The following is a 25935-nucleotide window of genomic DNA, read 5'->3' as shown; positions in this document are numbered from 1 at the left end:
TAGGATGGCCTAGCCCGCCCCGCTGCTGCCGACTTTAGCCCCGAACTCTATGAAATCCCTTCGTCTTCTACCCCTGGTCGCCCTGCTGGCGCTGCCCGCCGCCGTGCGCGCCCAAAACGAGCTCAGCAACTTTTCGGCGACCGGCCGGGGCGGGGTCATTAACACGTTTGCCCAGGGCTACCAGGCCATCGGCGTGAACCCCGCCAACTTGGGCCGCACCGGCGAATCGGCGGTGTCGTTCACCATTGGCGAGGTGGGCCTGGGCGTGGCTTCTCGCTCCTTGAGCCAAACCTTCTTCGAGCGCATCATTTTTGAGCGCACCGATGCCATCAGCCCCGCCGACCGTAGCGCTTTGGTCGATGGTTTTTCGGGCGACAATGCCTTTAATCTGAACGTCGACGCTACCACGCTGGGGGTGGCCGTGAGCCTGCCCAACGGCCTGGGTGGCCTGGCCTTCAGCAACCGCCAGCGCATGAGCGCGCACCTGGCCCTAAACCGCAACGCGGCCGATGTCATCATCAACGGCAAGGATGCCGCCAGCATTCAGCCCTATTATCCCACCACGGGCACCGGTTCACAACCGGCCCCGCTGTTGTCAAATTTTCTGGACGGCACCGCCATTCAGTTCGCCTGGACCAGCGAATACAACGTGTCGTACGGTATGCTTGTGCTCGACAAAGTAGGCTTCAAGCTTTCCGCTGGGGCGGGCTACCGCTATATCCAGGGCTTTGGCGTTGCCGATATCCGGGCCGAAGACGGAAACTTAACGGCCTACTCGGCCTTGACTCCGCTTCTGGGAGTTGATTATAGCGCCCTGGCGAACAACCCAAACTTCCGCCGCGAAATGGGCTCGGGGCTGAAGCCAGTGGGTCGCGGCCACGGCTACGACCTGGGGCTGGCTGCCGAAATAGGCAAATTTGTGCGCGTCGGCGCGTCGTTCACCGACCTGGGCTCTATGACCTGGAACGGCAACGTGGTAACCGCCGCCGACCAACAGCTTAAGCCCACATCCGCCTCAGGCCTCGAAACTTACGACGTGCTCAAAGAAGTGGTGAAGCAGTTCGATACCGACCAGAACAACCTCTTTACCTACGATGGCCAGCAGGAGCGCACTGCCGCCTTGCCGGCCAAGCTACGCCTGGGCGCCGGCGTACGCATCAGCAGCCTGCTCGAAGCCGGGGTCGATTTTACCGCCCCGCTTAACAAAGTAGCCGGCAACCTGACATCGCCTTTCCTGGGCCTGGGTGTTGATTTTAAGCCCACGCGCTGGCTGCGTCTGAGCAGCGGCGTCAGCGGTGGTGCTGGCTTCGGCACCAACCTGCCGCTGGGCGTCACGCTGGTCACACCGATTTGGGAGGCTGGCATTAGCACGCGCGACGTGTTCGGGTTTTCCAGCGAAAAGTCGCCCTACTACTCCATGGCGCTTGGAGTACTGCGCTTCAAGTTTGGCGGGGAGAAGTAGGCTAATTGGCTTCCCTACTGCATCTGTCAAGCTGAGCGAAGCCTAACTGTAGGTCGCCGTAGGCAAGCCTCTCGCGTGTGGTCGTAAACCCAATCGTCTGCCATGCTGACGAAGGAAGCATCTTATCGCCGCGGAACGAATCGTTGAGGCGTGATAAGGTGCTTCGCAGGCTCAGCATGACAGACGCGTATAGTAACGAAGCGAGCAACAAAGCGAGCGAGATGCTTGCTTAAAGCGACCTTCGATTTGGCTCCGTTCAGCATGACGTTTTTTATGTCGCTGAGCAGATTTGAAAATCAGTTTTGGGGCACGACCACGAAAGTGGGTAGGCCCAGTTTGCTGCGGCGGCCACCAAGCTTCAGGCCTTCGTCTACGTACTGGCAGTCCTTGCCCAGGGCATTGGGGTTTTGAATTACGCCCAGGTTGGGGTTGTCTTCGCGGGCAACGTAGATGCGGCCGTCGGGTCCGCTCTGCAGGGCGCCGATTTTGCGGTTGGCCGACTTGCCGACCAGCAGCTTATCCTTAGTTCGGAGGTCAAACTGCCAGATTTCAGTTTGGCCGCCGCCCACGCCATTGCAGGTGCCGTAGAGCTTGGTGCCATCGGGTGAGAACTCGACGCCATAAGCCTCCGCAAAGGGGCCGAAACTGCTGGGGTTGCTCACCTTGCCGGTACTGCGGTCGAAATCGTACAGCTCAAACTTGTTGCTCTCGCGCCACAGCGCGGCGGCCAGGCGGCGGCCGTCGGGCGAGAACTTGAGGGCCCCAATGGCGTTGCGGCCGGGGCCGGCGTTCATGCTGCCCACGTTGCTCATAATGGGCTTGCCGGCTACGCCCTCGGCCGTGACGAGGTATGATACGAAGGCGTTGGAGTTCCAGCGGTGGGCCACCACCCAGGTATCGCGGCCGTTGGTGTGGCGCACGGCGGCCAGCTTTTCGGCCACCGGCTGAATGAGCAGCAGGTTCAGGCGCGGCAGGTCGCCGAAGCCGTTGTCGCGGGTCATGTCGACGATGGAGTAGCGCAGGCCTTCGGGGGTGCCCTGCGGCGCTACCGTGAAGATGTAGAAGATGTTGCCCGAGCCCGGGTCGGGCACGATAAGGGCCGACTGCGTGCTGCTGCCGCTGCCCATGAGCTTGCGGCCGTTGGGCATGATTTGGTGCTTGCGGTTCCACACGGTTTCGCCATTGGTGTAAAAAAGCAGTTCGCCCCGGTAACTGGTGGCCACGGCACAGCCCTCGTAGGTGGTCATCTTGCCGTCGTTGAGGGGCTTGGGGGTGTTGCCATCGGCGAAGGTGAGGCCGGCCTGCTGGCCGAAATACCAGATGTCGGTGGGGCGCTGGGCGCGGGCTGAGAAGGAAAGCAGGAGAGGAAGGACAACGAAAAGAAGGCGTTTCATAACGGAAAAAGCAGGTTGTTGGCGGGGTAAACGAAAAAATCGTGCCGGCTGGTGTTTAAAGGAGCAGGGGTCAATAATAACGTCATGCTGAACTTATCGAAGCGTTGGCTGGAGTTGCTCTTATCGACGCGAGCAGCAGAAGCAGCGCGGCAAAGATGCTTCAGCGCGGCTTCTGCGAGCTGTGCCAGCCTGCATTGGCTGGAGGTAAGCGCGCGCCTCCAGCAGCGCCTGCGGCATAAGAATAGACACAAAAGGCCAACCCACCGAGTTTCCGGGGGGGCAGAACAATACCACTAAACGGAAGAAAAGGGGAAGCAGCTTCAGCAGCAATCGGCTCAGCCGCTTCGGTAGCTGATGTCAGCGCTAGCATTACTGACGTGAGCGTAACACCCTGGCAAGTAAGCGAGCCAGCGGAGCGAAGACCGGCTGGCGCTACTGGCTGCTCACTTTCCGGCCACCGACAGGCGGGCCAGTTCCGCGGCTTCGTGGTGCTGTTCGAAGTAGGTGTAGCCCGTCATCAGCCCCCGCCAGAAGGCTTGGTGCGGACTAGCGGCACGCTTGGCTAATTCCTTTTCATTGAGCGGAAAGGGAAAGATGTGCACCGGAATGATGCCCTGGCCCGCCGCCCGCGCCGCCACGGCCAGCAGGTACACTTCCTCAATCCCAATATCGGTGATGGGCAGGCAGCCAATGGTGACTTCGCCGCCGTGGATGAAAATGTCGCCGCCGGGGTCGGGCTCGCCCAGGGCGCGGTCGGCGGCATTGGGGTAGTTGAGGCCCAGCGAAAGGTGGTAGCTGCTTTGGGGGTTAAAGCGGTCAATTTCATAAAAGCCTTCGGGCACTTGGCGGTCGCCGGCGCGACGCTTGGGGCCCAGCTTGCCCGACGTGGCCGCCAGCGGATAGGTCTGTAGCAGTGCAAACGGTCCGGCGCCCTGGTTGCGCGCCCAGACCTCCAACTCCCGGTTGGTTTTAATGACGCGCAGAAAAATTTCGAGCCGCCGCGGGTCGAGCTTGTGGGCGCGGAGGCGGTCGGCCACTACGGGGCCGGTGCCGGCCTGCGCCATTCGCACCCGCACAAACTGGAGCTGCTGCTGCCAAAACGGCCCCTCGGTAGGCCCGGCTTGCCCTAGCACGGTGGTTTCAACGGGCGGCGTACAAGACTGCGCCAGCAGTTGAGATAAAGGGAATAGCAAGAGCACGCAGCACAAAAAACGACGCAAACGCAGCATAGCAACCAACCAGAAAAAGGGGTGAATGCACTTACAACGACATTCAAGTGTTTCTATTTTACACTTAAGGAAAAACGTTGTGGTGTCGGCGCCAGCAGCGAAAAGGCGGTGTGCTGACGCTTCTCGGTCGTGCCGGCTGGCTACCTTCGTGACGGCTGGCGCGGTTGCTTCTCCGCGGAGTTGTTGGCTTATGCTTTTTTCTTCTCAATTGCGATTTTTTGCGCCCTTTCTGCCCTTGCTGATGCTGCTGGGCTGCTCAGGCAACCCCAGCAAAAAAGCAGAGCCCGAGGCGCCTGGCGTGCTGCCGGGTCCCATTGCCGGCACCAACCAAACGCTGCTGCCCAACGGCTGGAAGCTGAGCCCCGCCGGCGCGCTCACGCCCCTCGGCGACCTGCCCCTCAACCTGCAAATCAGCCCCGATGGCCGCTTGGCCGCAGTGGTGAATGCCGGCTGGGGCGAAAACTCAGTTCAACTCCTGGAGGTAGCCACCGGCAAGCTGCTCGACACCCGCGAGGTGCCCGCCGCCTGGATGGGCCTGGCCTTTGCCCCCGACGGCCGCAGCCTCTACGCCTCGGGTGGCCAGCACAACCGTATCCACAGCTTCCGGGTGGAGGGCCAGAAGCTGCGCCCCGACAGCGCCCTGGTGCTCGGCGACAGATGGCCCAAGCAAAAAATCGGCGTGGCCGGCCTCGTGGTAGACGGCCGCCGCAACCTGCTCTACGCCGTGACGCGGGAAGACAATTCGCTCTACACCTTCGACCTGAAAACGCGCCGGATACTGCGCACGCTCAAGCTGCCAGCCGAAGCCTACGCCGTGTTGCTCAGCCCCGATGGCACCCGCCTCTACATCAGCCTGTGGGGCGGCCACGCGGTGGTGCCTTACGACATCGCCAGCCAAAAGCTCCTGCCCAGCATCGAAGTAGAAAGCCACCCCAACGACATGGCCCTGACCCGCGACGGCCGCCGCTTGTTCGTGGCCAACGCCAACAGCAACTCGGTTTCCATCATCGACACCCGCCAGGGCCGGGTTACGGAAACGCTGAACACGGCCCTGTTTCCCGCCTCGCCCATCGGCAGCACGCCCAACAGCGTGGCCCTGACCGCCGACGATGCCCAGCTCTTCATCGCCAACGCCGACAACAACTGCCTGGCCGTGTTCGACGTGCGCGAGCCCCGCGCCAGCCGGCCCCTGGGCTTCGTGCCCACCGGCTGGTACCCCACCGCGGTGCGCGTGGCCGGCTCGCAGCTGATGGTGGTCAACGGCAAAGGCCAGACGTCCAAACCCAACCCCACCGGCCCCAACCCCATCCGCGATGTGGGCGAGACGGGTTCGGGCTACATCGGGGGGCTGATGAGCAGCTCCCTGGCGCGCCTCCCGCTGCCCGATGCAGCGGCGCTGGCCACGTTCTCGGCCCAGGTGTATGCCAATACGCCCTTCACGAAAGACCGCCAAGCCTTACCCGACGTACCGCCCGGCAACCCCGTACCGCAGCGCGTGGGCGATAAGTCGCCCATCAAGCATGTGTTCTACATCATCAAGGAAAACCGTACTTACGACCAGGTGCTCGGCGATGTGCCGGCCGGCAATGGCGACATCAGCCTGTGCCTGTTTCCGGAGAAGGTGACGCCCAACCACCACGCCCTGACGCGGGAGTTTGTGCTGCTCGATAATTTCTACGTCGATGCCGAAGTCAGTGCCGACGGCCACAACTGGAGCACGGCCGCTTACGCCACGGATTTTGTGGAGAAAAGCTGGCCCAGCAACTACAGCGGCCGCGGCGGCGACTACGACTTCGAAGGCCGCCGCGGCGAGGTAGCCGAGCCCAAAGACGGCTTTCTGTGGGACTATTGCCGACGCGCCGGCCGCACCTTCCGCTCCTACGGCGAGTTTGTGTATAAGGGCAAGGCCGGCGTACCGTCGCTACAGAACGTCTACTGCAAAAAGTACGCGGGCTTCGATATGAACATCCTCGACGTAGACCGGGAGAAAGTGTGGGAGCATGATTTCGATAGCCTGGTAGCCATCAATAAAGTGCCCGACCTCAGCATTGTTCGTCTACCCAACGACCACACGCTAGGCGCAATCAAAGGCGCCCTGCACCCGCTTTCCTACGCCGCCGACAATGACCTGGCCCTGGGTCGGATGCTGGAACACCTCTCGAAAAGCCCCATCTGGAAAGAGTCGGTGGTAATGATAATCGAAGACGACGCCCAGAACGGCCCCGACCACGTCGACGCCCACCGCTCCACGGCCTACTTGGTGGGGCCCTACATCCGGCGCCACACCGTGGTGCACACCGCTTACACCACCTCCGGCATGTTGCGCACGCTGGAGCTCATTCTCGGCCTGCCACCCATGAGCCAGTACGACGCCGCTGCCGTGCCGCTCTGGGCCTGCTTCACCTCCAAGCCCAACTTCGCGCCCTACGTGCTACGCCCGGCCACCACGCCCCTCGACGTGCGCAACACCGCCTACAACGCCCCCGCCCGGCGCGCCGAGAAGTTCGATTTCAGCCGCGAAGACGCCGCGCCCGACCTTGCCTTCAATGAGAACATCTGGCAGGCCATTCGGGGCGAACACAGCCAAATGTCTGCGCCAAGGCGCAGCGCCGCCGTGCGCGAAGCCAAAACAAAACACGAAGGAGAGGAGGAAGATGACGACTAGGTATTGAACAAAAAACTCCCCTCCTTGGATAAGGAGGGGATGTTCGAGCCAAGGGCTCGAACGGGGGTGGTTGGATTCGTTGAACGACACCCGAACGACTCAAGCGGGTATCGTTCAGGTATCGTTCAACGAATCCAAACACCCCAGCCGCCCCTTCGCGGCGGCGTCCCCTCCTTATCCAAGGAGGGGAGTTTGAACGTCTCACTTCACCAAATTCATGCAGCTCAAACCCCTCTTCACCTTCCTCAGCGCCCTGGCTAAACACAACGACCGGCCTTGGTTTCAGGAGCGCAAAGCCACCTATGACCAGCTGCGCGCCCAGTTTGTGGAAGATGCAGAATTCTGGGCCCGGGAGCTGGCCAAAATCGACCCCGTACTGGCCGGGCCCGAAGGCCGCACCAGCATCTTCCGCATCTATCGCGACGTGCGTTTCAGCAAAAACAAGGACCCCTACAAAACCCACTTCTCGGTGTATTTCACTGCCGGCGCCGGCAAGGAAGTCGACTCTCCCGGCTACTACCTGCAGCTCGGCCCCAATGGCAATACCATGGTAGCTGGCGGCCTTTACCAGCCCGATAAAGCCCAGCTAGCCGCCATCCGCCAGGAAATCGATTACAACGCCGATGAGCTGAAAGCCCTACTCGCCGCGCCCGATTTCCAGCGCTACTTCGGGAGCATGGGCGGCGACAAGCTCAAAAAATCGCCCGCCAGCTACCCCATCGAACACCCGGATATCGAGCTGCTGAAGCATAAAAGCTTCGTAGCCGCCCACCAGATGCCGGATGCCGACGTGCTCAACCACGAAGACTTTCGGGCGCACGTGCTGGAGGTGTTTCGGGCAATGGTGCCGTTTTGCCAGTTTTTGCGCGGGGCTATTTCGTAGCCCAGGCGTGGTTTACCAGGGCTCGTTGAGACGCAGGCCCTGCTACCAGGTCAGCAACTCCTGCTCGTGGCCGACGCGGAAAAGGACGCTCTGCTTTTTGTCGCCGGCTTCGATGTTCACGATGTTCATCTGGTCGCTGAATACATCGAGTAGCAGACCCTGGCGCAGCTGCACGCTGGGCACAGGCCCTGGCAGCGGCACTTTGCAATACAGCCAGTAGCCATCGTTCTCGGCCTGCATGCCCAGCAGCTGCAACGGCAGCGGCGCCCCGGCTGCGGTGCTGAACTTGAGGGTGCGCTGCAAGTATGCCGAGGCCAGCGCCAGCGGGCGCGGCCCCGCGGCGCTCAGGCTCACCGGCGTGGGCTGGCCTTCGGAAAGCGCCTTCTCAAAGTCGTCCGTAAACACCTTCACCGATAGCTCCAGTTGCTTTTTGGCGGCGTTGTAGCGCAGCTCCGTCAGCGAGGAGTGGTAGGCGTGGAGGGCCGGGGCGGCCCCCGCTAAAGGAAGCAGCAAAAGCAAAACCGCAAGAACGGAAAGCAAGCGCATGGCTAGGGGAGGGGATAAATGAAAAGGTGGGCTAGTGAATTGTAAGACCCTTGAGGGCCAAAATCAATTCACTAACTCACCAATTTACAATTGCAGCACTTAAGAAATGATTTTCAGCAAGGGCTTGAGGATGATGACGTAGGCCATCAGCGCCAGAATCAGCATGGTGCCCACGCGCTGGGCGCCTTCCAGGAACTTGTCCGAAGGCTTGCGGCGCAGAATCATTTCGTAGAGCAGGAACACCACGTGGCCGCCATCGAGGGCCGGAATGGGGAGCAGGTTCATGAAAGCGAGCACCATGCTCAGGCCCGCGGCCAGGCCCCAGAAGTGCTGCCACTCCCAGGTACCGCCAAACTGCTGGGCAATTTCCACGGGTCCGCCCAGGCTCTCCGAAGCAGAAATTTCGCGGCGGAAGATTTTGCCGAAGGCACGGGCCTGCAGGCCAATCACCCCAAACGCCTTGTCTACGCCCTGTGGGATGGACTCGGCCAAGCTATAGCTGCGCGTGCCCAGCTTCAGCGTCGATTTGCGCTCGAAACCAATGCGGCCCGACTCGCTTACCTCAATGGCCAGCGGTAGGGTTTCGCCGTTGCGCTCTACTAGCACCTCAGTCTTCTTGCCCTTGTTAGCGAGCAGTGCGGCTTGCAACTCGTCGAAGAACTGCACGGGCTGGCCGCCCACGGTCGTGATTTTGTCGCCGGCCAGCAGGCCCGCTTTGGCAGCGGCCCCGCCGGGCACCACGCGCTCCACGGCAAAGGTTTCGCGGGGGCGCACCAGCAGGCTGTCGGCGCTTTGCTTGGCAAACTTGTCGAGAAAGTTGGTGGGGATGTTGATATCGACCAACTGCCCGCCCCGGTCCACGGTGTAGAAGGAGTTGTTGCCGAGAATGACGTCGGGCTTGTACACGTCGTCGAACTCGGTGAAGGGGCGGCCGTTGATTTTTACGATTTTATCGCCGGTCCGGAAGCCAATTTCCCGGCCTAAGCCGTTGGGTAGAATGCCGTAGCGCGCCTCCGAAGCGGGCAGAAACACGTCGCCGTAGTGAAACGTCATGGCTGCGAAAATCACGATGCCGGTTATGACGTTCATGATGATGCCGCCAAGCATTACCAGCAGGCGCTGCCAGGCGGGCTTGCCGCGAAACTCGTCGTCTTTGGGTGGACCGGCGAGAGCGGAGGCGTCCTGCGTCTCGTCTATCATGCCGTGAATCTGCACGTAGCCGCCCAGCGGGAACCAGCCGATGCCGTATTCCGTCTCGCCCACCTTCTTTTTCACCAGCGCAAAATTCATCACGTTGGGCATGGGAAACAGGAAGTCGAAGAAGATGTAAAACTTATCGACCCGAATTTTAAAGAGCTTCGCGAAGGCAAAATGGCCGAATTCGTGCAAGCCAACAAGCAGCGACAGTGCCAGCAGCAGCTGGCCAATCATGGTTAGAATTTCCAAGGGAGGGGTATTAAATATCTGTCATCTTGAGTGCAGCGAAGGCCCTTATCACGCCAGCGGCTCAATGAGTAGTAGTTCTGACGAAAGCCGCCGTGATAAGATGCTTCCTTCGTTAGCAGGACAAAAGTTTTTACAGTAGCGTTTCAGCCACGCGACGCGTTTCGGCGTCGGTGGCCACCAAGTCGGCCAGCAACGGCTCTGCAAGGTACGAAACCCGTGCCAGGCACCCCGCCACCAGGTCCGACATCTGCCGGAAACCGACTTGCTCGCGCAGGAAGGCGGCCACCGCTACTTCGTTGGCGGCGTTGAGCACGCAGGGCGCGTTGCCGCCCCGCCGCATGGCCCCGAAGGCCAACTCCAGGTTGGGGAAAGCGGCCCGGTCGGGCGCTTCGAAGGTGAGGGTAGGGTAGTCGAGGAAGGAAAAGCGCGGGAAGGTGTTGGCCAGCCGCTGCGGGTAGCCCAGGGCGTATTGAATGGGTAATTTCATGTCGGGCAGGCCAAGCTGGGCTTTCAGCGAGCCGTCCTGGAACTGCACCAGCGAGTGCACGATACTCTGGGGGTGGACCACCACATCGATTTGCTCATCGGTCAGGCCGAACAGCCACTTGGCTTCAATCACCTCCAGGCCCTTGTTCATGAGGGAAGCCGAGTCGATGGTGATTTTGGCGCCCATGTCCCAGTTGGGGTGCTTGAGGGCCTGGGCCTTCGTCACGGTTTCCATCTGCTGGGCCGAGCGGCCGCGGAACGGGCCACCCGAAGCCGTGAGGATGATTTTATCGATGGGGTTCTGCTCCTCGCCCACCAGGCACTGGAAAATGGCCGAGTGCTCGGAGTCGACGGGCAGCAGGCGCACTTTGTGCTGGCGCACGAGGCCGGTAATCAGCTCGCCGGCCACCACCAGGGTTTCTTTATTGGCGAGGGCAATGTCTTTGCCGGCCCGAATGGCGGCCACTGTGGGCAGCAGCCCCGCGTAGCCCACCAGAGCCGTGAGCACAATGTCGATTTCGGGGCGCGTCACCACCTCAGCCAGCGCGGCGGGGCCGGCCACCACTTCCGTTTCGGGTTGCTGGGCCAGGGCGGCCTTCAGTTGCTGGTAGAAGCTTTCGTCGCCAATCACGACCACCGCAGGCCGAAACTCCTGCGCCTGCTTCGCCAGCAGCTCCCACTGCCGCTGGGCGCTGAGCACCGCCACCCGGAACCGGCCCGGCTGCTGCCGCACCACCTCCAGCGCCTGCGTGCCAATGGAGCCCGTGGAGCCCAGCAGGGCCAGCGTTTTCACCTTGTTATTGTCAACCATAATGCTACAAACACAGAAACGCCACAAAAGTAAGCCGCCTCTGCCAGCCCGAAATTAAGTGCGGCGCAAGGTAGCGGCCACAAACTGGTCGATGATGCCGACAATGTCGCCGGCTTCCTTGGCGGTGGCAGCCGATAGGGGCACCCCCGGACCGGGAGCCGCGCGCTCGGCCAGGGCGATGAGGCGAGCCAGCTGCTCGCCAATGGCTTTGTAGATAAACGACCAGAGCATGGCCGTGGAGCCGGCGTGGGCGCCCAAGATGCGGCGCAGCTCAAGCAGGCGCATCACCAGCCCGGCAAACGTTGCGAGCAGCTTACGCTCGACGGGCGAAAATTGCCGGGGTGGGCCATCATACAGGCAGAGCGTGCCAATATTATGGCCCTCGGCAGTGCGCAGGTTGTGGCCCGCATAAAACCGCAGACCGAGCTGCTGAATAAGCGAAATGTCAATGCCCGGTGCGCTGGCCTGATTCAAATCCTCAAACACCGCGGTGTCGTCCTGCAGAATGGTGGCCGAGCACAGGCTTTGCTCGCGCGGGATGCGCTCAATAGGCACTGGCAGGTTGTAGGGTGCTTTAATCAGCACCTCGTTCTCCTGCACTATGGAAAGCAAAGCGTTTGAAACCCGGAATAGCCGGGCAGCTGCGGCAACCACGTCGTCCAGTACTTTTTCGCTGCTGGCATCCAGCAGCTTGTAGCGCTCCAGCTCCTGTAGTCGAGCGGCATCGTTGGCCGGAATAAGGGGAGTAGGGGTTGAGCTCAAGATATGAGATAGGGGAACGTAGTGGTGAAAAGGAGGGTCTTGGCGAGCAAAGCGTGCCGCTTGCCGCTCGGCAACTGCCGAGGTGTACCGGCGCAGTTGCCCAAGGGTTTCGCAAGTTGCTGGTTTAATTCGATGCGGAGCCCGCATTGTTCAGTAGGGCCGTTTTTTGTGCTGAATAGTAGGACTGATTCAATATTTCCCTCGGCTGAAAGCTGCCCGTTACCTTTGAAGCTGTGCCCAATTCTATTTCATTCGACTACGACGTTGCCATCATCGGCGCGGGCCCGTCTGGCGCGGCGTGCGCCCTGGGTTTGCGCCAGAGCGGCCTGCGCGTAGCCCTGCTCGACAAAGCCCAGTTCCCCCGCGACAAAGTGTGCGGCGATGCCATTCCTGGCCACGCCCTCAAGGCCCTGCGCCAACTCGACCCTGCTTTTGCCGAGTCTCTGTGGCAGCTCCAGCCGCTCGACGCCGTGCGCCAGTCCCGCCTCGTAGCGCCCAACGGCGGCAGCCTCGACCTGCAGTGGAAGCTGCCCAGCTTCAACTGCCCCCGCGAGACTTTTGACGACGCGCTGCTGGCGCTGGTGCGTGCCCACGCCCCCGGCACCACCATCCTCGAAAATACCGGCCTGAAAAGCCTGCGCATCGAAGCCGACCACGTGCGCCTGCAGCCCGCGCAAGGACCCGAAATCACCTGCCAGCTGGTCATCGGCTGCGACGGCGCCAACTCTGCCGTGGGCCGCAAGCTGCTGCCCGAGCCCCGGCTGGCCCGGGCACACCATTGCGTAGGCGTGCGGGCCTACTTCGAGAACATCAAAGGTGCTGAGAGTGGCACCACCGAGTTTTTCCTCACCCGCGATTACCTGGCTGGCTACTGCTGGCTGTTTCCTGTGGGACAGGGCCGCTACAACGTGGGCCTGGGTATGCTGGCCGAAGTGGTGGCCGAGCACAAAGTCGACCTGAAGGAACAATTACAGCGCCTGCTCACCACGCACCCCGCCCTAGCCGGCCGCTTCGCCGAGGCCCGGCAGCTGGGGCCCACGGTAGGCTTTGGGCTGCCACTCGGGGGCGGGCGCGAGCGGCCCATCAGCGGCGAGCGGTTTATGCTTTGCGGCGATGCCGCCTCGCTGATTGACCCGCTGCAGGGCCATGGCATCGATACCGCTATTCAGAGCGGCATGCTGGCGGCGGTGCAAGCTGCGGCCTGTTTTGCCAGTCAGGATTTCAGCGCCGCCCACATGGCTAGCTACGATACCCAAGTGGCAAACAAGATTGGAAAGAAGCTGGCCAAAAGCTACCGCCTCATGCGTTTCCTCAGCACCAAGCCGTGGCTGGTGAATGCAGCCGTGGGCCTGGCCAAGCTGCCGGGACTAAAGCCCTGGGTGCAGAAGGCGATAGGGTAGGGGCTAACCCCGTGGCTTAGGGCTTACCTTTGTGGAAATATGCCCCATCTCCCTACTATTTTCAAGCTCACCCCACCCTGAGGACTGGCCTAAAAACATGGTGCCGCCGCTTCCTGCCAGAAGCGTGCGGCTTTTCTTTTGCCTTTTTCTCCGTTATTGATGTCTGCTGTTTCTGCTTATCTCACCCAATACAAATTCAATCCTAAAAACGAAATTCTGGCCGGCCTTACCACCGCTCTGGCCCTGGTGCCGGAGGTCGTAGCATTCGCGCTGCTGGCCCACATCAGTCCGCTGGTGGGCATAGGCTCGGCGTTTATCATATGTTTAATTACAAGTGTGTTCGGCGGTCGGCCGGGCATGATTTCCGGGGCGGCCGGGTCGGTGGCCGTGGTAATTGTGAGTTTGGTGGTGCAGCACGGGGTCGAGTACCTATTTGCGGCCGTGGTGCTCATGGGCCTGATTCAAATAGTCATCGGACTGCTGCGTCTGGGCAAGTTTATACGGCTGGTGCCGCAGCCGGTGGTGTATGGCTTCGTGAACGGACTGGCCGTCATCATCTTCATGGCGCAACTGGAGCAGTTCAAAGTGCGCGATGCGGGCGGGGCCGAGCACTGGCTCACGGGCACTGCGCTGCTGTTGATGATGGGTTTGGTGGCCCTCACCATGGCCATTGTGTACTTCCTGCCGCGGCTCACAAAGGCGGTGCCGGCCTCCCTGGTGGCCATCGTGGTGGTGTCGGCACTGGTGATTTTTGGTGGACTGCAAACCAAGGCGGTGGGCGACATTGCTTCCATTGCGGGCGGGCTGCCCACATTTCACCTGCCGCTGGTGCCGCTCAACTGGGACACCTTCGTGCTGGTGCTGCCCTACGCCTTCATCATGGCCTTGGTGGGTCTCACCGAAAGCCTGCTCACCCTCACCGTGGTGGATGAAATGACCGACACCCGCGGCCGGGGCAACCAGGACTGCGTGGCCCAGGGCCTGGCCAACGTCACCTCCGGCCTATTTGGCGGTATGGGCGGCTGCGCCATGATTGGCCAAACCATGGTCAACCTCGAATCGCGGGGACGCGGGCGGCTGTCGGGCGTAGTGGCCGCGGTGGCGCTGGCGCTGTTTGTGGTAGTGGGCGCGCCGGTCATTGAGCGGCTGCCACTGGCCGCGCTGGTGGGCGTGATGTTTATGGTCGTCATCGGCACGTTTGAGTGGGCCAGCCTGCGCATTCTGCGCCGCATGCCCCGCACCGATGTGCTGGTTATGCTGCTCGTGACGGTCGTCACGGCCGTTTCGCAGAACCTGGCGCTGGCGGTGCTGCTGGGCGTCATCGTGTCGGCGCTGGCCTTTGCCTGGGAAAATGCCAAGCGCATCCGCGCCCGCCACCACGTGGATGCATCCGGCGTGAAGCACTACGAAATCTACGGTCCACTCTTCTTCGGCTCGGTGCAGGCCTTCGGCGAGAAGTTCGACGTGGCCACCGACCCGGCCGAAGTCATCATCGACTTCCGCGAAAGCCGGGTGGCCGATATGTCGGCCATCGACGCCCTCCACAAGCTGACCGAGCGCTACCACCGCGCCGGTAAGACCCTGCATCTGCGCCACCTAAGCCCCGACAGCCGCAAGCTGCTGGCCAATGCTGGCGCGCTTATCGACGTGAATATGGAGGAAGACCCAGTCTACATCGTGGCCGGGGCGAATCGGGCGTATTGAGTTGCTTCCATCGTCAGGAGTAGGTAAGGCCCTTTGGAATGCTGCCGTGCCTGGTTAAAGCGCATGGCTGTAGCCTCAGGCGCAGAAGGCAATATGGTGGCTTAGGCATGACATGGGCAGCTCTATTGCCTTTTGGCAGATGGTGTACTGGTGTGTACATAATTATGGCACAGGTTGTTAATCCGAACGTGCGGGTTAACAATCAGGCTTTAAATCAGTTTTTGGCGAGGTGCCAGGCCGGGAGGCTATGCGGAAGTAGTTGCTTTTGGCCGGGAGCCGTACAGTTGTCAAACTCCTCACTAAACCCTGTTCTTCTATGACTACCGCTTCTTTGTGTCGCCCAGCCGGGTTGGCCGTATTGCCCCGTTTTATTCGCTTGACTGCTTTGGCAGCAGGCCTGCTGGGGCTGTTGCCCGGCTGCTCCACAGATTCCGAACCTGAGCCCGAAGCCCCTGCAGCACCCACTCGAATCACGGTGCCGCAAGCAGCATTGCACCCCGAAGGCATCCAGTATGACGAGGCCAACAGGCGCTTTGTGGTGACTTCCCGCACCCAGGGCCGCATCGGCACCGTGCGCGACGACAGCACCTACACCGAACTGGCCAACGACGCGCGCTTGATTTCGACCATCGGCGTCAACCTCGACGCCGCCCGCCAGCGCCTGCTGGTGGCCGTGGCCGACAACGGGGCCAATGCCAGCCGCTCTACCGCCGCCACCCTGCGCAAACTCGCGGCCGTGGCCATCTTCAACTCAACCAGCGGCGCCCTGCTTAGCTACGTCGATTTGGGCGGCCTGCGCCCCGACCTGCCGCATTTTGCCAACGACATTGCCGTTGACAGCCAAGGCAATGCCTACATCACCGACAGCCTGTCGCCCATTATCTACAAAGTAGACCCGCAGGGCGTGGCTTCGGTATTTCTGGAAAATGCGCAGCTCAGCGGCGGCACCGGTTTCGGGCTGAATGGCATCGTGTTTCACCCCGACGGCTATCTGCTGGTGGCCAAGGCCAACGACGGTACCCTGTTCAAAGTGCCGGTAAGCAACCCCGCGACTTTCACTACGGTGACCAAGACCCAAAGCCTGGTGGGTGCCGACGGCCTGTTGCTGCTCGACCCGCAAACGCTGCTCGTAGTGTCCGGCAGCCAAACCACCGTTTTCCGCATGGCCAGCACCGATGCCTGGGCCAATGCCAACCTGACGGGGTCTTTTGCAACGGGCCCGGTTAGCCCCACCACCATCGCCCGCCGCAACAACACCGATGCCTACGTGCTGTATCCGTACACGGCAACGTCGCCACGTTTCGCCATCGTAAAAGCAGTTTTTTAAATCCCTGAGTGCAGCGATAAAGGTCTGTATAATTGATTTGCAGGCTGTGTAAAGGCCGTCATGCGGCGCTTGCCGAAGCATCCTCTGCCGCGTAGCTAATTAATTCTAGCAGCGTGGTATGAGTGCTTCGGCAAGTGCCGCATGACGGCCTGTTTTGTCGAGACCATACTCTTAACAGGCTTTCTGAAAAGGTAGAAACGCGAGACCTGCGCTTTCGGCTTGAAGCCTTTCTCAGCTAAACATCCCGACCGCATTTTTGCTGGGCAGGGCAGTCTTCCCCATCAAAAATTTATCGACCTGCCGCGCCGCTTCGCGGCCTTCCGAAATGGCCCACACCACCAGTGACTGCCCGCGGCGCATGTCCCCGGCCGCAAATACATTGGGCAGGCTGGTTTGATAGTCTTTTTCGGTGGCGCGCACGTTGGTGCGCTCGTCCAACTCCACGCCGAGCTCGGTTAGCAGGCCGGTGGTGCGCGGGCCCGTGAAGCCCATGGCCAGCAGCACGCGTTGGCAGGGTATTTCGCGTTCGGAGTTGGGCACTTCCTCGAAGCGCATGGGCCGGCCCATGATGTCGGTTTCCCAGGTTACTTCGCTCACGAGCAGGGCGCGCAGGTTGCCTTGCTCGTTGGGGAGGAAGGCCTTGGTATTTACGCCCCAGTAGCGCTGGCAGCCTTCTTCGTGCGAGGAAGTTACTTTGAGCACCATGGGGTAGTTGGGCCAGGGCATGTGCTCGGTGCGCTGCTTGGGCGGCTGGGCCAGCAGCTCAAACTGCGTGACCGAGGCAGCGCCCTGGCGGTTGGCCGTGCCCACGCAGTCGGAGCCCGTGTCGCCGCCGCCGATGACCACCACGTCCTGGCCGTGGACCAGAATCGGCTCCTCCAACACCTCCAGCTCGCTCACGCGCCGGTTGTGCTGCGTGAGGTAGTCCATGGCGAAATGAATGCCGGGCAGGTCGCGGCCGGGCACGTTTAGGTCGCGCGGAATGCTGGCGCCCCCGGCCAGCACCACGGCATCGAAGGTGCTGGTGAGCTCGGCGCCCGACACGTCCCGGCCGATTTCGGTGTTGCAGCGGAACACCACGCCATCGTCTTCCATCACCTGCAGGCGGCGGTCAATTACCCACTTGTCCAGCTTGAAATCGGGGATGCCATAGCGTAGTAGCCCACCGGGCCGGTCGTGGCGCTCAAATACCGTGACGGAGTGGCCCGCCTTGGCCAGTTGCGCCGCGGCCGCCAGACCTGCCGGGCCCGAGCCCACCACCGCCACGGACTTCCCCGACTTCAGCAGCGGCGCGCTGGGACGCACGTAGCCTTTGGCAAACGCCGTTTCGATGATGTGCTTCTCGATTTCCTCAATGGCTACTGGGGAGTTATGAATGCCCAGCACGCAAGCCGACTCGCACGGCGCCGGACAAATGCGCCCCGTGAACTCCGGGAAGTTGTTGGTGGATGAGAGAATACGGTACGCATCCTCCCAATCCTGCTGGTACACCGCGTCGTTGAACTCGGGGATGATGTTGCCCAGCGGACAGCCCGAATGGCAGAACGGAATGCCACAGTCCATGCATCGCGCCGCCTGCTGGTTGAGCTGCGGCTCGGAATAGGTGCCTACAAATTCGCGGCTATGCGTGAGGCGTTCTTGCGGGGCCGCTTTGGGAGGCAACTCGCGCGCAAATTCTTTGAAACCGGTGATTTTGCCCATTGTGTGATAGTACTATTTCATAATCTAAGCAGTTCGTTCGCGGAGAACCTCACCCCCGGCCCCTCTCCAAAAGAGAGGGGAGCCATTTCCGAAACGGGGGCGTCAGGCTCCCCTCTCTTTTGGAGAGGGGCCGGGGGTGAGGTTCCCGCGCTGCGCGCCGGTTGCGCTACTGCACCTCCGCGTACTGCGCTTTCTGCAGCACCTTCTTATACTCGCTCGGAAACACCTTCACAAACCGCCCGGCTTCTTCGCTCCAATTCGCTAGCAGGAAGGTGGCTACTTGGCTGCCGGTGAGGTGCACATGCTTCCGAAGCAGCGCCTGAATCTGGTGCTCATCCTCGGTTTCGAGGGGGTCGAGCTCCACCATTTCGGGGTTGCAGTTTTGGGGCAGCACGCCGTCGGGGTCGTATACCCAGGCGATGCCGCCGCTCATGCCCGCCGCGAAGTTGCGGCCCGTGCGGCCCAGGATGAGCGCCCGGCCGCCCGTCATGTACTCGCAGCCGTGGTCGCCTACGCCTTCGACTACCGCGGTAGCGCCGGAGTTGCGCACTGCAAACCGTTCGCCGGCCTGCCCGCGCACAAACAGCTCGCCGGAGGTGGCGCCGTACAGCGCTACGTTGCCGATAATTATGTTCTGCTCTGGCACAAAACGGGCTTCGGCCGCTGGAAAAATGGCCAGCTGCGCCCCGGAGAGGCCTTTGCCCACGTAGTCGTTGGCTTCGCCTTCGAGGGAAAATGACAGACCTCGAACGCTAAAGGCGCCGAAGCTTTGCCCCGCCGAGCCCTTGAAGCTGTAGTTAATGGTGTTTTCGGGCAGGCCAGCCGCGTGGTAGCGCTTCGCAATCTCGTTGGATAGCAGCGTGCCAATGGTCCGGTCGGTGTTGTGCACCTCGAAGGACGCGAAGACCGGAATCCGCTCATTCAGCGCCGGCTGGGCTTGCTCCAGCAGCTGCCAATCCAGGATGTGGGCCAAGCCGTGGTCCTGGGCTTCGCTATTGTAAAGTGTGCCGCCCGAGATGTTTGCAGCCGGGTGCAGAATGCCAGACAAATCCAGGTGGCGCGCTTTCCAGTGGGTGAGGTCTTCGCGCACTTTCAGAAATTCGGGTCGCCCCACCATCTCGTTGATGGTGCGGAAGCCCAGCTCGGCCATGATTTCGCGCAGCTCTTCGGCTAGAAAGCGGAACAGGTTCACGATGTGCTCGGGCTGGCCTGTGAACAGCTTGCGGAGGTCAGGGTCTTGCGTAGCCACGCCCACGGGGCAGGTGTTGAGGTGGCATTTGCGCATCATGATGCAGCCGCCCGCCACCAGTGCGGCCGTGGCAACGCCCCATTCCTCGGCACCTAGCAGCGCAGCAATGGCTAGGTCACGGCCGGTTTTGAGCTGGCCGTCGGCTTGCAGCACCACGCGGCTGCGGAGCTGGTTGCGCACCAGGGTTTGGTGAGCTTCGGCCAGGCCCAACTCCCAGGGCAGGCCGGCGTGCTTGATGGAGCTGATGGGGGAGGCCCCAGTGCCGCCATCGTAGCCGGCAATGAGAATCACGTCGGCGTGCGCCTTGGCCACGCCGGCCGCAATGGTGCCCACGCCCGCCTTGCTCACCAGCTTCACGTTGATGCGGGCGGCGCGGTTGGCGTTTTTCAGGTCGAAAATCAGCTGGGCCAGGTCTTCAATGGAGTAGATGTCGTGGTGGGGCGGGGGCGAAATCAGGCCGACGCCGGGGGTAGCGTGGCGCACTTTGGCAATCCACTCATCCACCTTGTGGCCGGGCAGCTGGCCGCCTTCGCCGGGCTTGGCGCCCTGGGCCATCTTGATTTGCAGCTCGTCGGCATTGGTGAGGTAGTGGGCCGTGACCCCGAAGCGGGCCGACGCCACCTGCTTGATGGCCGAGCGCATGGAGTCGCCGTTGGCCATTTTCTCATACCGCAGCGGGTCTTCGCCGCCTTCGCCGGTGTTGCTCTTGCCGCCAATGCGGTTCATGGCAATGGCCAGGGTGCTGTGCGCCTCGTGCGAAATCGACCCAAACGACATGGCCCCGGTGGCAAAGCGCTTCATAATGCCCTCGGCCGGCTCCACTTCCTCCAAAGCAATGGCCTCGCGGTGGTGGGCAAAATCGAGGAGGCCGCGCAGGGTAAAATGCCGCTCGGGCTGCTCGTTGATGAGGCGGGCGTAGCGCTGGTAGGTAGCGTAGTTGTTGGTACGGGTGGCCAGCTGCAGCAAGTGCACCGTTTCGGGGTTGAAGGTGTGCACCTCGCCGCGGCGGCGCCATGCGTACACTCCCCCTTCGGGCAGCAGGGTTTGCTCCTCGGGAGTAGTGGTTTTGAAGCCCTGAAAATGCTTGTAGAGCGTTTCGCGGGCTATTTCATCGAGCCCCAGGCCACCAATTCGCGTCACGGCCCCGCAGAAATACGCATCGACCACCGCCTGGTTAATCCCCAAGATTTCAAAGACCTGGGCGCCGTGGTACGACTGCAGCGTGGAGATTCCCATCTTCGAGAAAATCTTCAGAAGGCCGTCGCACACCGCCTTTATGTAGTTGTAAGTCAGCTTGGCGAAGTCCTGCTCCGCCGGAAAATGCCCGGTCTCCTGCCTGGTCCGGATGGTGGCCAGTGCCAGGTAGGGGTTGATGGCCGTGGCCCCAAACGACAGCAGGCAGGCAAAATGATGCACTTCCCACACGTCGCCGGCTTCCACTACCAGGCCCACCGAGCCCCGGTAGCCCAGCTTGATGAGGTGGTGATGCACGGCCGATACCGCGAGCAGCGACGGAATGGGCGCATGCTCGGAATCCACGGCGCGGTCCGACAAAATTAGTACTTCAAACCCGTCCACCACCGCGTCTTCGGCGTAGCGGCAGAGGCGGGCCAGGCCGTTTTCGAGGGAGCCCGGCTGGCCGTCGGCCCGGAAATAGGTTTGCAGCGTCTTGGCATTGAACATGCCCGTGTCGATGCTGCGGAGCTTTTCCAGCTCGTGGTTGCTGAGAATGGGCTGGCGCAGCGCCACGCAGTGGCAGTGGTGCTTGTCCTCGTCCAGAATGTTGCCGTTGTTGCCCAGAAACGTGGCCAAGCTCATCACCAGCCGCTCGCGAATGGGGTCGATGGGCGGGTTGGTGACCTGCGCAAAAAACTGCTTGAAGTAGCTGCTCAGGTGCTGGGGCTGGTCGGAGAGCACGGCCAGCGGCACGTCTACACCCATCGAGCCGATGGGCTCCTTGCCTTCCAGCGCCATGGGCGTGATAATGGTGTCAATATCCTCGCGGGTGTAGCCGAACACTTGGTGGTACTTGAACACCGAGTCGGCGGCCAGGTCGGTGAAAACCTGGCGGGGCTCGGGCAGCTCTTCCAACTGAATCTGGTATTCGTTCAGCCAGTCGCCGTAGGGCTGGCGGCCGGCGGCCTGGGCTTTCAGCTCCTCATCGGCAATGATGCGGCCGGCTACGGTGTCCACTAGCAACATTTTGCCGGGCTGCAGGCGGCCTTTTTGCACCACCGTGCTTTGGTCGATGGTGAGCACGCCGGCTTCGGACGCCACCAGCACGCGGCCATCGCTGGTTTCCACGTAGCGCAGGGGGCGCAGGCCGTTGCGGTCCAGCATGGCCCCAATCATCTTGCCATCGGTGAAGAGCAGGGCGGCGGGGCCGTCCCAGGGCTCCATAAACGTGGCGTGGAACTCGTAGAAGGCCTTCTTCAGCGGGTCCATCTGAGTGTTGCCGTCCCAGGCTTCGGGCACTAGCATCATCATTACGTGCGGCAAGGAGCGGCCCGAATGCAGCAGGATTTCCACGATGTTGTCCAGGCAGGCCGAGTCCGACTGCCGGCTGTCGATGACGGGCAGCAGCATGTCCATTTCCTCCGAGGAGAAGTAGGGCGACACGTAGTTGCGCAGGCCGGCATAGAACCAATTCAAATTGCCCCGCAGCGTGTTGATTTCGCCATTATGCGCCAGCAGCCGGAAAGGCTGGGCCAGCTTCCAGCTCGGGAAAGTGTTGGTGGAAAATCGCGAGTGCACCATGCCAAAGGCCGAGGTCACCCGCTCGTCGCTGAGGTCGGGAAAGTAGCCGCGCACCTGGTAGGTGGTCAGCTGGCCCTTATACACGATGACTTTGCAGGAAAACGACGTGAAGTAGAAGTCTTCGGCCCCTGCCACCGTTTCGGCCACGGTTTTCTCAATGAAGCGCCGCAGCACGTAGAGCTTGCGCTCAAAGTCGTCGGGCTGCGTAATGCCGGCCGGGCGGCCCACAAATACCTGCTCCATGCGCGGCTCGGCGGCCAGCGCGGTGGGGCCAATGCCTTGCGGGTTCACCGGCACGGGTCGGAAGCCGAGCAAAGGCATGCCCAGCCGCTCGGCGCCAGCCGAAATGCCAGCCCGGCAGGCGGCGCGGGCAGCCTCGTCTTTGGGCAGGAAAACCATGCCCACGCCGTAGCAGCCCGGTTCGGGCAGGCGGATGTTCAGGGCCGTGCACTCTTCCAGAAAGAACCAATGCGGCACCTGCAGCATTAGGCCGGCGCCGTCGCCGGAGTCGGAATCGCAGCCGCAGGCGCCGCGGTGCTCCATATTTTCCAGCATCGTCAGCGCATCGCCGATGATGCCGTGCGTTTTGCGGCCGTTGAGGTAAGTTATAAATCCAGTACCACAGGCATCATGCTCAAATTCGGGGCGGTACAGGCCTTCGGCATTGTCGGTGGATTGCATTGCGAATAGTAGATGCTAAAAGAACCCATCAGGCTGGCCCTGCAGTCAGTAAGCGTTGCCTGAACTGACTCTGGAAGGCACCAGCTGACGATGATTCGCAATTTCCTCGCAGCCTAACTCCGGCAAAGTTTTATTTTGCCTTCGATTACTATTTCCAGTAAAGTATAAATTTTGCTAATGGGCTGTTGTTTAAATATTTATTTGTTGTTTGTGTACAATGCCAAATGCTCCATTTATTGGCGTTACTAGCTGATAAGGCCGTGCTTATAATGATTTAAGGGGTGCACAGTTACGCCTAACCGGTTAACCCCACCCCCAGCCCCTCCCCTCCGGGAGAGGGGTGCCAGACGACGGTCGTTCCAGAACGCACCCCTCTCCCGGAGGGGGAGGGGCCGGGGGTGGGGTTAAACGGTAGGTGGACTCCAAACCAACTCTAGCGCTCACCTCAGCTGCGCAAACTTGCGCTGCATAATCTCCTGCACCGGTCGGTTTTCAATTTTGCTTTCCAGCCAGGAAATGATGTCGAGGTACATGAAGGGCCGCCGCTCGAAGGGGTTAGCGGCAATTTCAGTAAGCTGGCTTTTTAGCTGAATAAAGGCCGTTTTCAGCTCCTGCGGGTTCATGTCACCCAGGGAGCGCAGGAATCGGAAGATAGCCACTTGCATCTGCTGCTGGTCGTTCATTTTGCCCAGAAAGCGGTACACCGATTTGATTTGGTATTCCAAGCTTTCGTCGCGGCCGGCTTCGTAGTGCGCAATCAGGTTCAGGATGCGGGCAAAGCACTGGATGTCTTCGCGCAAGGCACTGTCCTTGAACTGAATAATCTTGGTCAGGTACTCAATGGTCTTGTTGAAGTCGCCGCTGCCGAAGTACAGGCTGGCAATTTTGTAGTAGAACACCATGAGGCGGTGCGGGTCGAGCTGCTGCTGAAACTCGGTGAGGTGGGCCAGCAGCGGCGGTACAATGGCGAGGCCTTCGGTGAAGCGCCCCTGCATGAAGGAGGCGTTTATCCGATTGGTATAAATGTAGAGGAAAAGCAGCGCCTCAATGTTGGGGTTGGAGCGGCGCTCGGGGTCGGCGGCGAAGGTCTCCAGGGTGTTCAGTACCGCTATGAATTTCTTGTAATACAGCAGGTTGTAGGTTGATATCAAGAGGTTGTGCAGGCCCTTGAGGTAGAGCATGGTTTGCTGGTCGCGCATGCTGGGGTGGCGCTCAAACAGGTCGACCCATTTTTGCGCGTAGCGGTAGCAGGCCGCAAAATTCTGCGTGATGGTGTGGTACCACACGTGGGCCTGGTAGTAATAGAGCTCCTCAAAAAAATCGGGGTTCGACATGTCGACGTGCTCCAACGCCGAGCGGAAAAACCGGGTGAGGCGGTCGTAATCTTCCTGGTTGCGGGAGTGGCCAATTTGCAGGTAGAACCCGTACATGCGCAGCGCCAGATTGGACAGCACGTGCTGCTGGCTGACGTGCTCCACCAGCGTCAGGGCCTCGGCCGACAGGTCTTCGGCCCGGCCCTGCAGGCTGCGCGTGATGTACTGGGACTCGATGAGCTTTTCGAAGTCGAGGGCTTGCAGGGCAATGTGGCCCATGCCGGCCTGCTGGGCCGCTATTTTCAGGCGCTCCAGCATGCGCAGGCTCTGCTGGTAGAGGCCGCGGTTGTAGAGCACGCGGGCGTAGTCGAGCTGCTCGTGCAGCTGAATGTCGAGGTTCTGGACGGCGTGGTACATGCGTAGGCTGGCCAGCAGCTGCCGGTAGAGGTTGGCCTTGAGGTTGGCGAGCTGCACTTTTTTGATGGCCGGGCACTGCGCCAGCACCCGCTCGTCGTCGTAGTGCGGGGCGGCATCGAGGGCGTCGAATAGCTGCAGAAACTTCAAGCCGTCCGTCGAGCCCTGCCGGTTGGCAAACAGCCGGAAATGCCGCTTCTCGGAGCGAGTCAACGACTTTATTAATTGAAAAACCGGGTCGCTGCTTTCGTTTGGCATTGTAGAGGACAATTGTGTTATGCTTTGTCCAATAGCAAGTTATGAATGAGAGATTCTCTCTTGGAAATAGTAAGTCCGCTTGAAATAAATTTTAGAACGCTTTTCAGTCGCGCTAAAATTGTGACCATTAACAGGCTGACAAAAAACTAAATACCTTTTTGCTCAGCCTTGCCCTCCACCCGGCGCAAGCTAAGCACTAACACCTGCCGCCGCTTCAGGCTGCATAAGAGCTGATACCCGATGAACCCCTCTTCTCCGACCGTTTTTCTAGTCATTACCATACAGCCCTAGGGCTGAAAGCGCCGTTTTGTCTGCTCACAAATCAGCCTTTCTCAGCCCCGTGCTCAGGAAGGCTTTTTTGCGAATTCTTCTTCCGTCATCATCATCTGTCTCCATGTATTTCGACAACAGTACCCTGGTCTTTCTAGACGGGGATTTCATCCCCGCCGAGCAGGCCACCTGCAGCGCGTACGCCCAATCGCTGCACTACGGCTACGCCGTTTTTGAAGGAATCCGAGCCTACAGCACGCCGCAGGGTACCCGCATTTTTAAGGCCCGCGAGCACTACGAGCGGCTGCATTATTCCTGCCGGGCCATCGGCCTGCCGCTCAACTATTCTGTGGAAGAGCTAACCGAAATCAGCTACGACCTGCTCGCTAAAAACAACCTGTCCGACGCTTACATCCGGCCGCTGGCCTTCGCCGCCACGCCCCACATGACCCTCACCACGCCCGCCGCCGGCAACCTGCTCATGGCCGTGTGGCACTGGGGCAAGTACCTGGGCAGCCAAAGCCTGCGCCTCACCATCTCGCCCTACGAGCGGCCCAACCCCAAAGCCGTGCCCATCGAGGCCAAAGTATCGGGCCACTACGCCAACTCCATCATTGCCAGCTCCGAAGCCAAGGGCCGCGGCTTCGACGAAGCCCTGCTCCTGGACATGAACGGCTACGTAGCCGAAGGCCCCGGCGCCAACTTCTTCGTGGAGAAAGATGGCGAGTTGTTCACCGCGCCGGGTGGCAGTATTCTACGCGGCATCACCCGCAACACCATCATCGACCTGGCTCGCGAAGCTGGCATTACAGTGACGGAAAGGTTCTTCAAACCCGAAGAGCTGCGCGGGGCCACCGGCGCTTTCATGACGGGCACCGCCGCCGAGGTAATCGGCGTGGCATCGGTTGATGATGTCGTGTTTGACACTCCTTTTGAGCAAACGCTCGGGGCTCATCTGGCTGCGAGCTACAGCGCCCTGGTAACTGGCCAGAAGGAAGTAGTGGAAGCACAGTTTTAAGGTGTTTAATAATTCAAAAAAGGAGGCCCTTATGCAGAGCTAAGCATCTCACCACCCTCCGGAACCTCACCCCCTGACCCCCTCTCCAAAAAAGAGGGGGCACCGGTTATGCTTCCTGCGAAAACGTCAGGCTCCCCTCTCTTTTGGAGAGGGGCCGGG

16 protein-coding genes are annotated in these 25935 nt (G+C 61.0%); 7 read left to right on the top strand and 9 right to left on the bottom strand.

The window, feature by feature from the left end; genetic code table 11:
• Positions 1 to 49: 49 nt before the first annotated feature.
• Entirely contained in the window at positions 50 to 1462 is a 1413-nt protein-coding gene (locus BMZ66_RS20060; RefSeq protein ID WP_092677666.1) for a DUF5723 family protein, read from the top strand.
• A 296-nt stretch (positions 1463 to 1758) separates the two neighbouring features.
• On the opposite strand, the gene BMZ66_RS20055 is transcribed toward BMZ66_RS20060, so the two are convergent.
• Positions 1759 to 2856: a WD40 repeat domain-containing protein gene (locus BMZ66_RS20055; RefSeq protein ID WP_092677664.1), complete on the bottom strand. Its 1098-nt coding sequence runs from the start codon at positions 2854 to 2856 to the stop codon at positions 1759 to 1761.
• A gap of 443 nt (positions 2857 to 3299) precedes the next feature.
• Positions 3300 to 4055 carry a L,D-transpeptidase family protein gene (locus BMZ66_RS20050; RefSeq protein WP_214607033.1) on the bottom strand — a complete coding sequence of 252 codons (756 nt, stop codon included), beginning with the start codon at positions 4053 to 4055 and terminating at the stop codon, positions 3300 to 3302.
• Between the two features lie 220 nt (positions 4056 to 4275).
• On the opposite strand from BMZ66_RS20050, the gene BMZ66_RS20045 reads away from it, so the two are divergent.
• Together BMZ66_RS20045 and BMZ66_RS20040 are read left to right on the top strand one after the other, a co-directional pair.
• Positions 4276 to 6750 (top strand): bifunctional YncE family protein/alkaline phosphatase family protein, encoded by a 2475-nt coding sequence (locus BMZ66_RS20045; protein ID WP_092677662.1) that lies wholly within the window; start codon positions 4276 to 4278, stop codon positions 6748 to 6750.
• Positions 6751 to 6967: 217 nt separating this feature from the next.
• Positions 6968 to 7633, top strand: coding sequence for a DUF2461 domain-containing protein (locus tag BMZ66_RS20040; protein WP_092677659.1), 666 nt, complete (start codon positions 6968 to 6970; stop codon positions 7631 to 7633).
• Positions 7634 to 7675: 42 nt separating this feature from the next.
• Here the strand turns inward: BMZ66_RS20040 and BMZ66_RS20035 are convergent, their stop codons facing one another.
• The 4 genes from BMZ66_RS20035 to BMZ66_RS20020 form a co-directional block, all read right to left on the bottom strand.
• Positions 7676 to 8146, bottom strand: coding sequence for a DUF6702 family protein (locus tag BMZ66_RS20035; protein WP_092677657.1), 471 nt, complete (start codon positions 8144 to 8146; stop codon positions 7676 to 7678).
• Positions 8147 to 8278: 132 nt separating this feature from the next.
• Positions 8279 to 9625: an RIP metalloprotease RseP gene (gene rseP, locus BMZ66_RS20030; RefSeq protein WP_092677654.1), complete on the bottom strand. Its 1347-nt coding sequence runs from the start codon at positions 9623 to 9625 to the stop codon at positions 8279 to 8281.
• 130 nt (positions 9626 to 9755) lie between these two features.
• On the bottom strand, positions 9756 to 10922 hold the full coding sequence (locus BMZ66_RS20025) for a 1-deoxy-D-xylulose-5-phosphate reductoisomerase (RefSeq protein WP_092677652.1): 1167 nt from the start codon (positions 10920 to 10922) through the stop codon (positions 9756 to 9758).
• A 54-nt stretch (positions 10923 to 10976) separates the two neighbouring features.
• Positions 10977 to 11684 carry a GAF domain-containing protein gene (locus BMZ66_RS20020; RefSeq protein ID WP_177204826.1) on the bottom strand — a complete coding sequence of 236 codons (708 nt, stop codon included), beginning with the start codon at positions 11682 to 11684 and terminating at the stop codon, positions 10977 to 10979.
• Between the two features lie 233 nt (positions 11685 to 11917).
• On the opposite strand from BMZ66_RS20020, the gene BMZ66_RS20015 reads away from it, so the two are divergent.
• The 3 genes from BMZ66_RS20015 to BMZ66_RS20005 all read left to right on the top strand — a co-directional run bounded on the left by BMZ66_RS20015 (position 11918) and on the right by BMZ66_RS20005 (position 16115).
• The gene (locus BMZ66_RS20015; protein WP_177204825.1) at positions 11918 to 13084 is read left to right on the top strand and encodes a geranylgeranyl reductase family protein; all 1167 of its coding nucleotides are present in this window, start codon (positions 11918 to 11920) and stop codon (positions 13082 to 13084) included.
• A gap of 159 nt (positions 13085 to 13243) precedes the next feature.
• Positions 13244 to 14788: a SulP family inorganic anion transporter gene (locus BMZ66_RS20010; RefSeq protein ID WP_092677646.1), complete on the top strand. Its 1545-nt coding sequence runs from the start codon at positions 13244 to 13246 to the stop codon at positions 14786 to 14788.
• Between the two features lie 316 nt (positions 14789 to 15104).
• Positions 15105 to 16115 carry an SMP-30/gluconolactonase/LRE family protein gene (locus BMZ66_RS20005; protein ID WP_143080303.1) on the top strand — a complete coding sequence of 337 codons (1011 nt, stop codon included), beginning with the start codon at positions 15105 to 15107 and terminating at the stop codon, positions 16113 to 16115.
• A 231-nt stretch (positions 16116 to 16346) separates the two neighbouring features.
• Here the strand turns inward: BMZ66_RS20005 and BMZ66_RS20000 are convergent, their stop codons facing one another.
• The 3 genes from BMZ66_RS20000 to BMZ66_RS19990 all read right to left on the bottom strand — a co-directional run bounded on the left by BMZ66_RS20000 (position 16347) and on the right by BMZ66_RS19990 (position 24488).
• Positions 16347 to 17816 (bottom strand): glutamate synthase subunit beta, encoded by a 1470-nt coding sequence (locus BMZ66_RS20000; RefSeq protein WP_092677642.1) that lies wholly within the window; start codon positions 17814 to 17816, stop codon positions 16347 to 16349.
• 166 nt (positions 17817 to 17982) lie between these two features.
• Positions 17983 to 22503, bottom strand: coding sequence for a glutamate synthase large subunit (gene gltB, locus BMZ66_RS19995; RefSeq protein WP_092677640.1), 4521 nt, complete (start codon positions 22501 to 22503; stop codon positions 17983 to 17985).
• A 440-nt stretch (positions 22504 to 22943) separates the two neighbouring features.
• On the bottom strand, positions 22944 to 24488 hold the full coding sequence (locus tag BMZ66_RS19990) for a hypothetical protein (protein ID WP_092677638.1): 1545 nt from the start codon (positions 24486 to 24488) through the stop codon (positions 22944 to 22946).
• 394 nt (positions 24489 to 24882) lie between these two features.
• Here BMZ66_RS19990 and BMZ66_RS19985 point away from each other — a divergent pair, with 394 nt between their 5' ends.
• Positions 24883 to 25776 (top strand): branched-chain amino acid transaminase, encoded by an 894-nt coding sequence (locus BMZ66_RS19985; protein WP_092677636.1) that lies wholly within the window; start codon positions 24883 to 24885, stop codon positions 25774 to 25776.
• Positions 25777 to 25935 lie beyond the last annotated feature (159 nt).

Source organism: Hymenobacter arizonensis (assembly GCF_900115775.1).
GTDB lineage: Bacteria > Bacteroidota > Bacteroidia > Cytophagales > Hymenobacteraceae > Hymenobacter > Hymenobacter arizonensis.
The sequence above is the reverse complement of the archived record's forward strand: the minus strand, read 5'-3'. Positions and strand labels throughout refer to the sequence as shown.

What these genes read in the sequence shown, in the direction of transcription:
- BMZ66_RS19985 (WP_092677636.1), top strand. Translation starts at nt 24,883, where the DNA reads ATGTATTTCGACAACAGTACCCTGGTCTTTCTAGACGGGGATTTCATC.
- BMZ66_RS20025 (WP_092677652.1), bottom strand. Translation starts at nt 10,922, where the DNA reads ATGGTTGACAATAACAAGGTGAAAACGCTGGCCCTGCTGGGCTCCACG.
- BMZ66_RS19990 (WP_092677638.1), bottom strand. Translation starts at nt 24,488, where the DNA reads ATGCCAAACGAAAGCAGCGACCCGGTTTTTCAATTAATAAAGTCGTTG.
- BMZ66_RS20040 (WP_092677659.1), top strand. Translation starts at nt 6,968, where the DNA reads ATGCAGCTCAAACCCCTCTTCACCTTCCTCAGCGCCCTGGCTAAACAC.
- BMZ66_RS20005 (WP_143080303.1), top strand. Translation starts at nt 15,105, where the DNA reads ATGACTACCGCTTCTTTGTGTCGCCCAGCCGGGTTGGCCGTATTGCCC.
- BMZ66_RS20060 (WP_092677666.1), top strand. Translation starts at nt 50, where the DNA reads ATGAAATCCCTTCGTCTTCTACCCCTGGTCGCCCTGCTGGCGCTGCCC.
- BMZ66_RS20010 (WP_092677646.1), top strand. Translation starts at nt 13,244, where the DNA reads ATGTCTGCTGTTTCTGCTTATCTCACCCAATACAAATTCAATCCTAAA.
- BMZ66_RS20055 (WP_092677664.1), bottom strand. Translation starts at nt 2,856, where the DNA reads ATGAAACGCCTTCTTTTCGTTGTCCTTCCTCTCCTGCTTTCCTTCTCA.
- gltB (WP_092677640.1), bottom strand. Translation starts at nt 22,503, where the DNA reads ATGCAATCCACCGACAATGCCGAAGGCCTGTACCGCCCCGAATTTGAG.
- BMZ66_RS20000 (WP_092677642.1), bottom strand. Translation starts at nt 17,816, where the DNA reads ATGGGCAAAATCACCGGTTTCAAAGAATTTGCGCGCGAGTTGCCTCCC.
- BMZ66_RS20045 (WP_092677662.1), top strand. Translation starts at nt 4,276, where the DNA reads ATGCTTTTTTCTTCTCAATTGCGATTTTTTGCGCCCTTTCTGCCCTTG.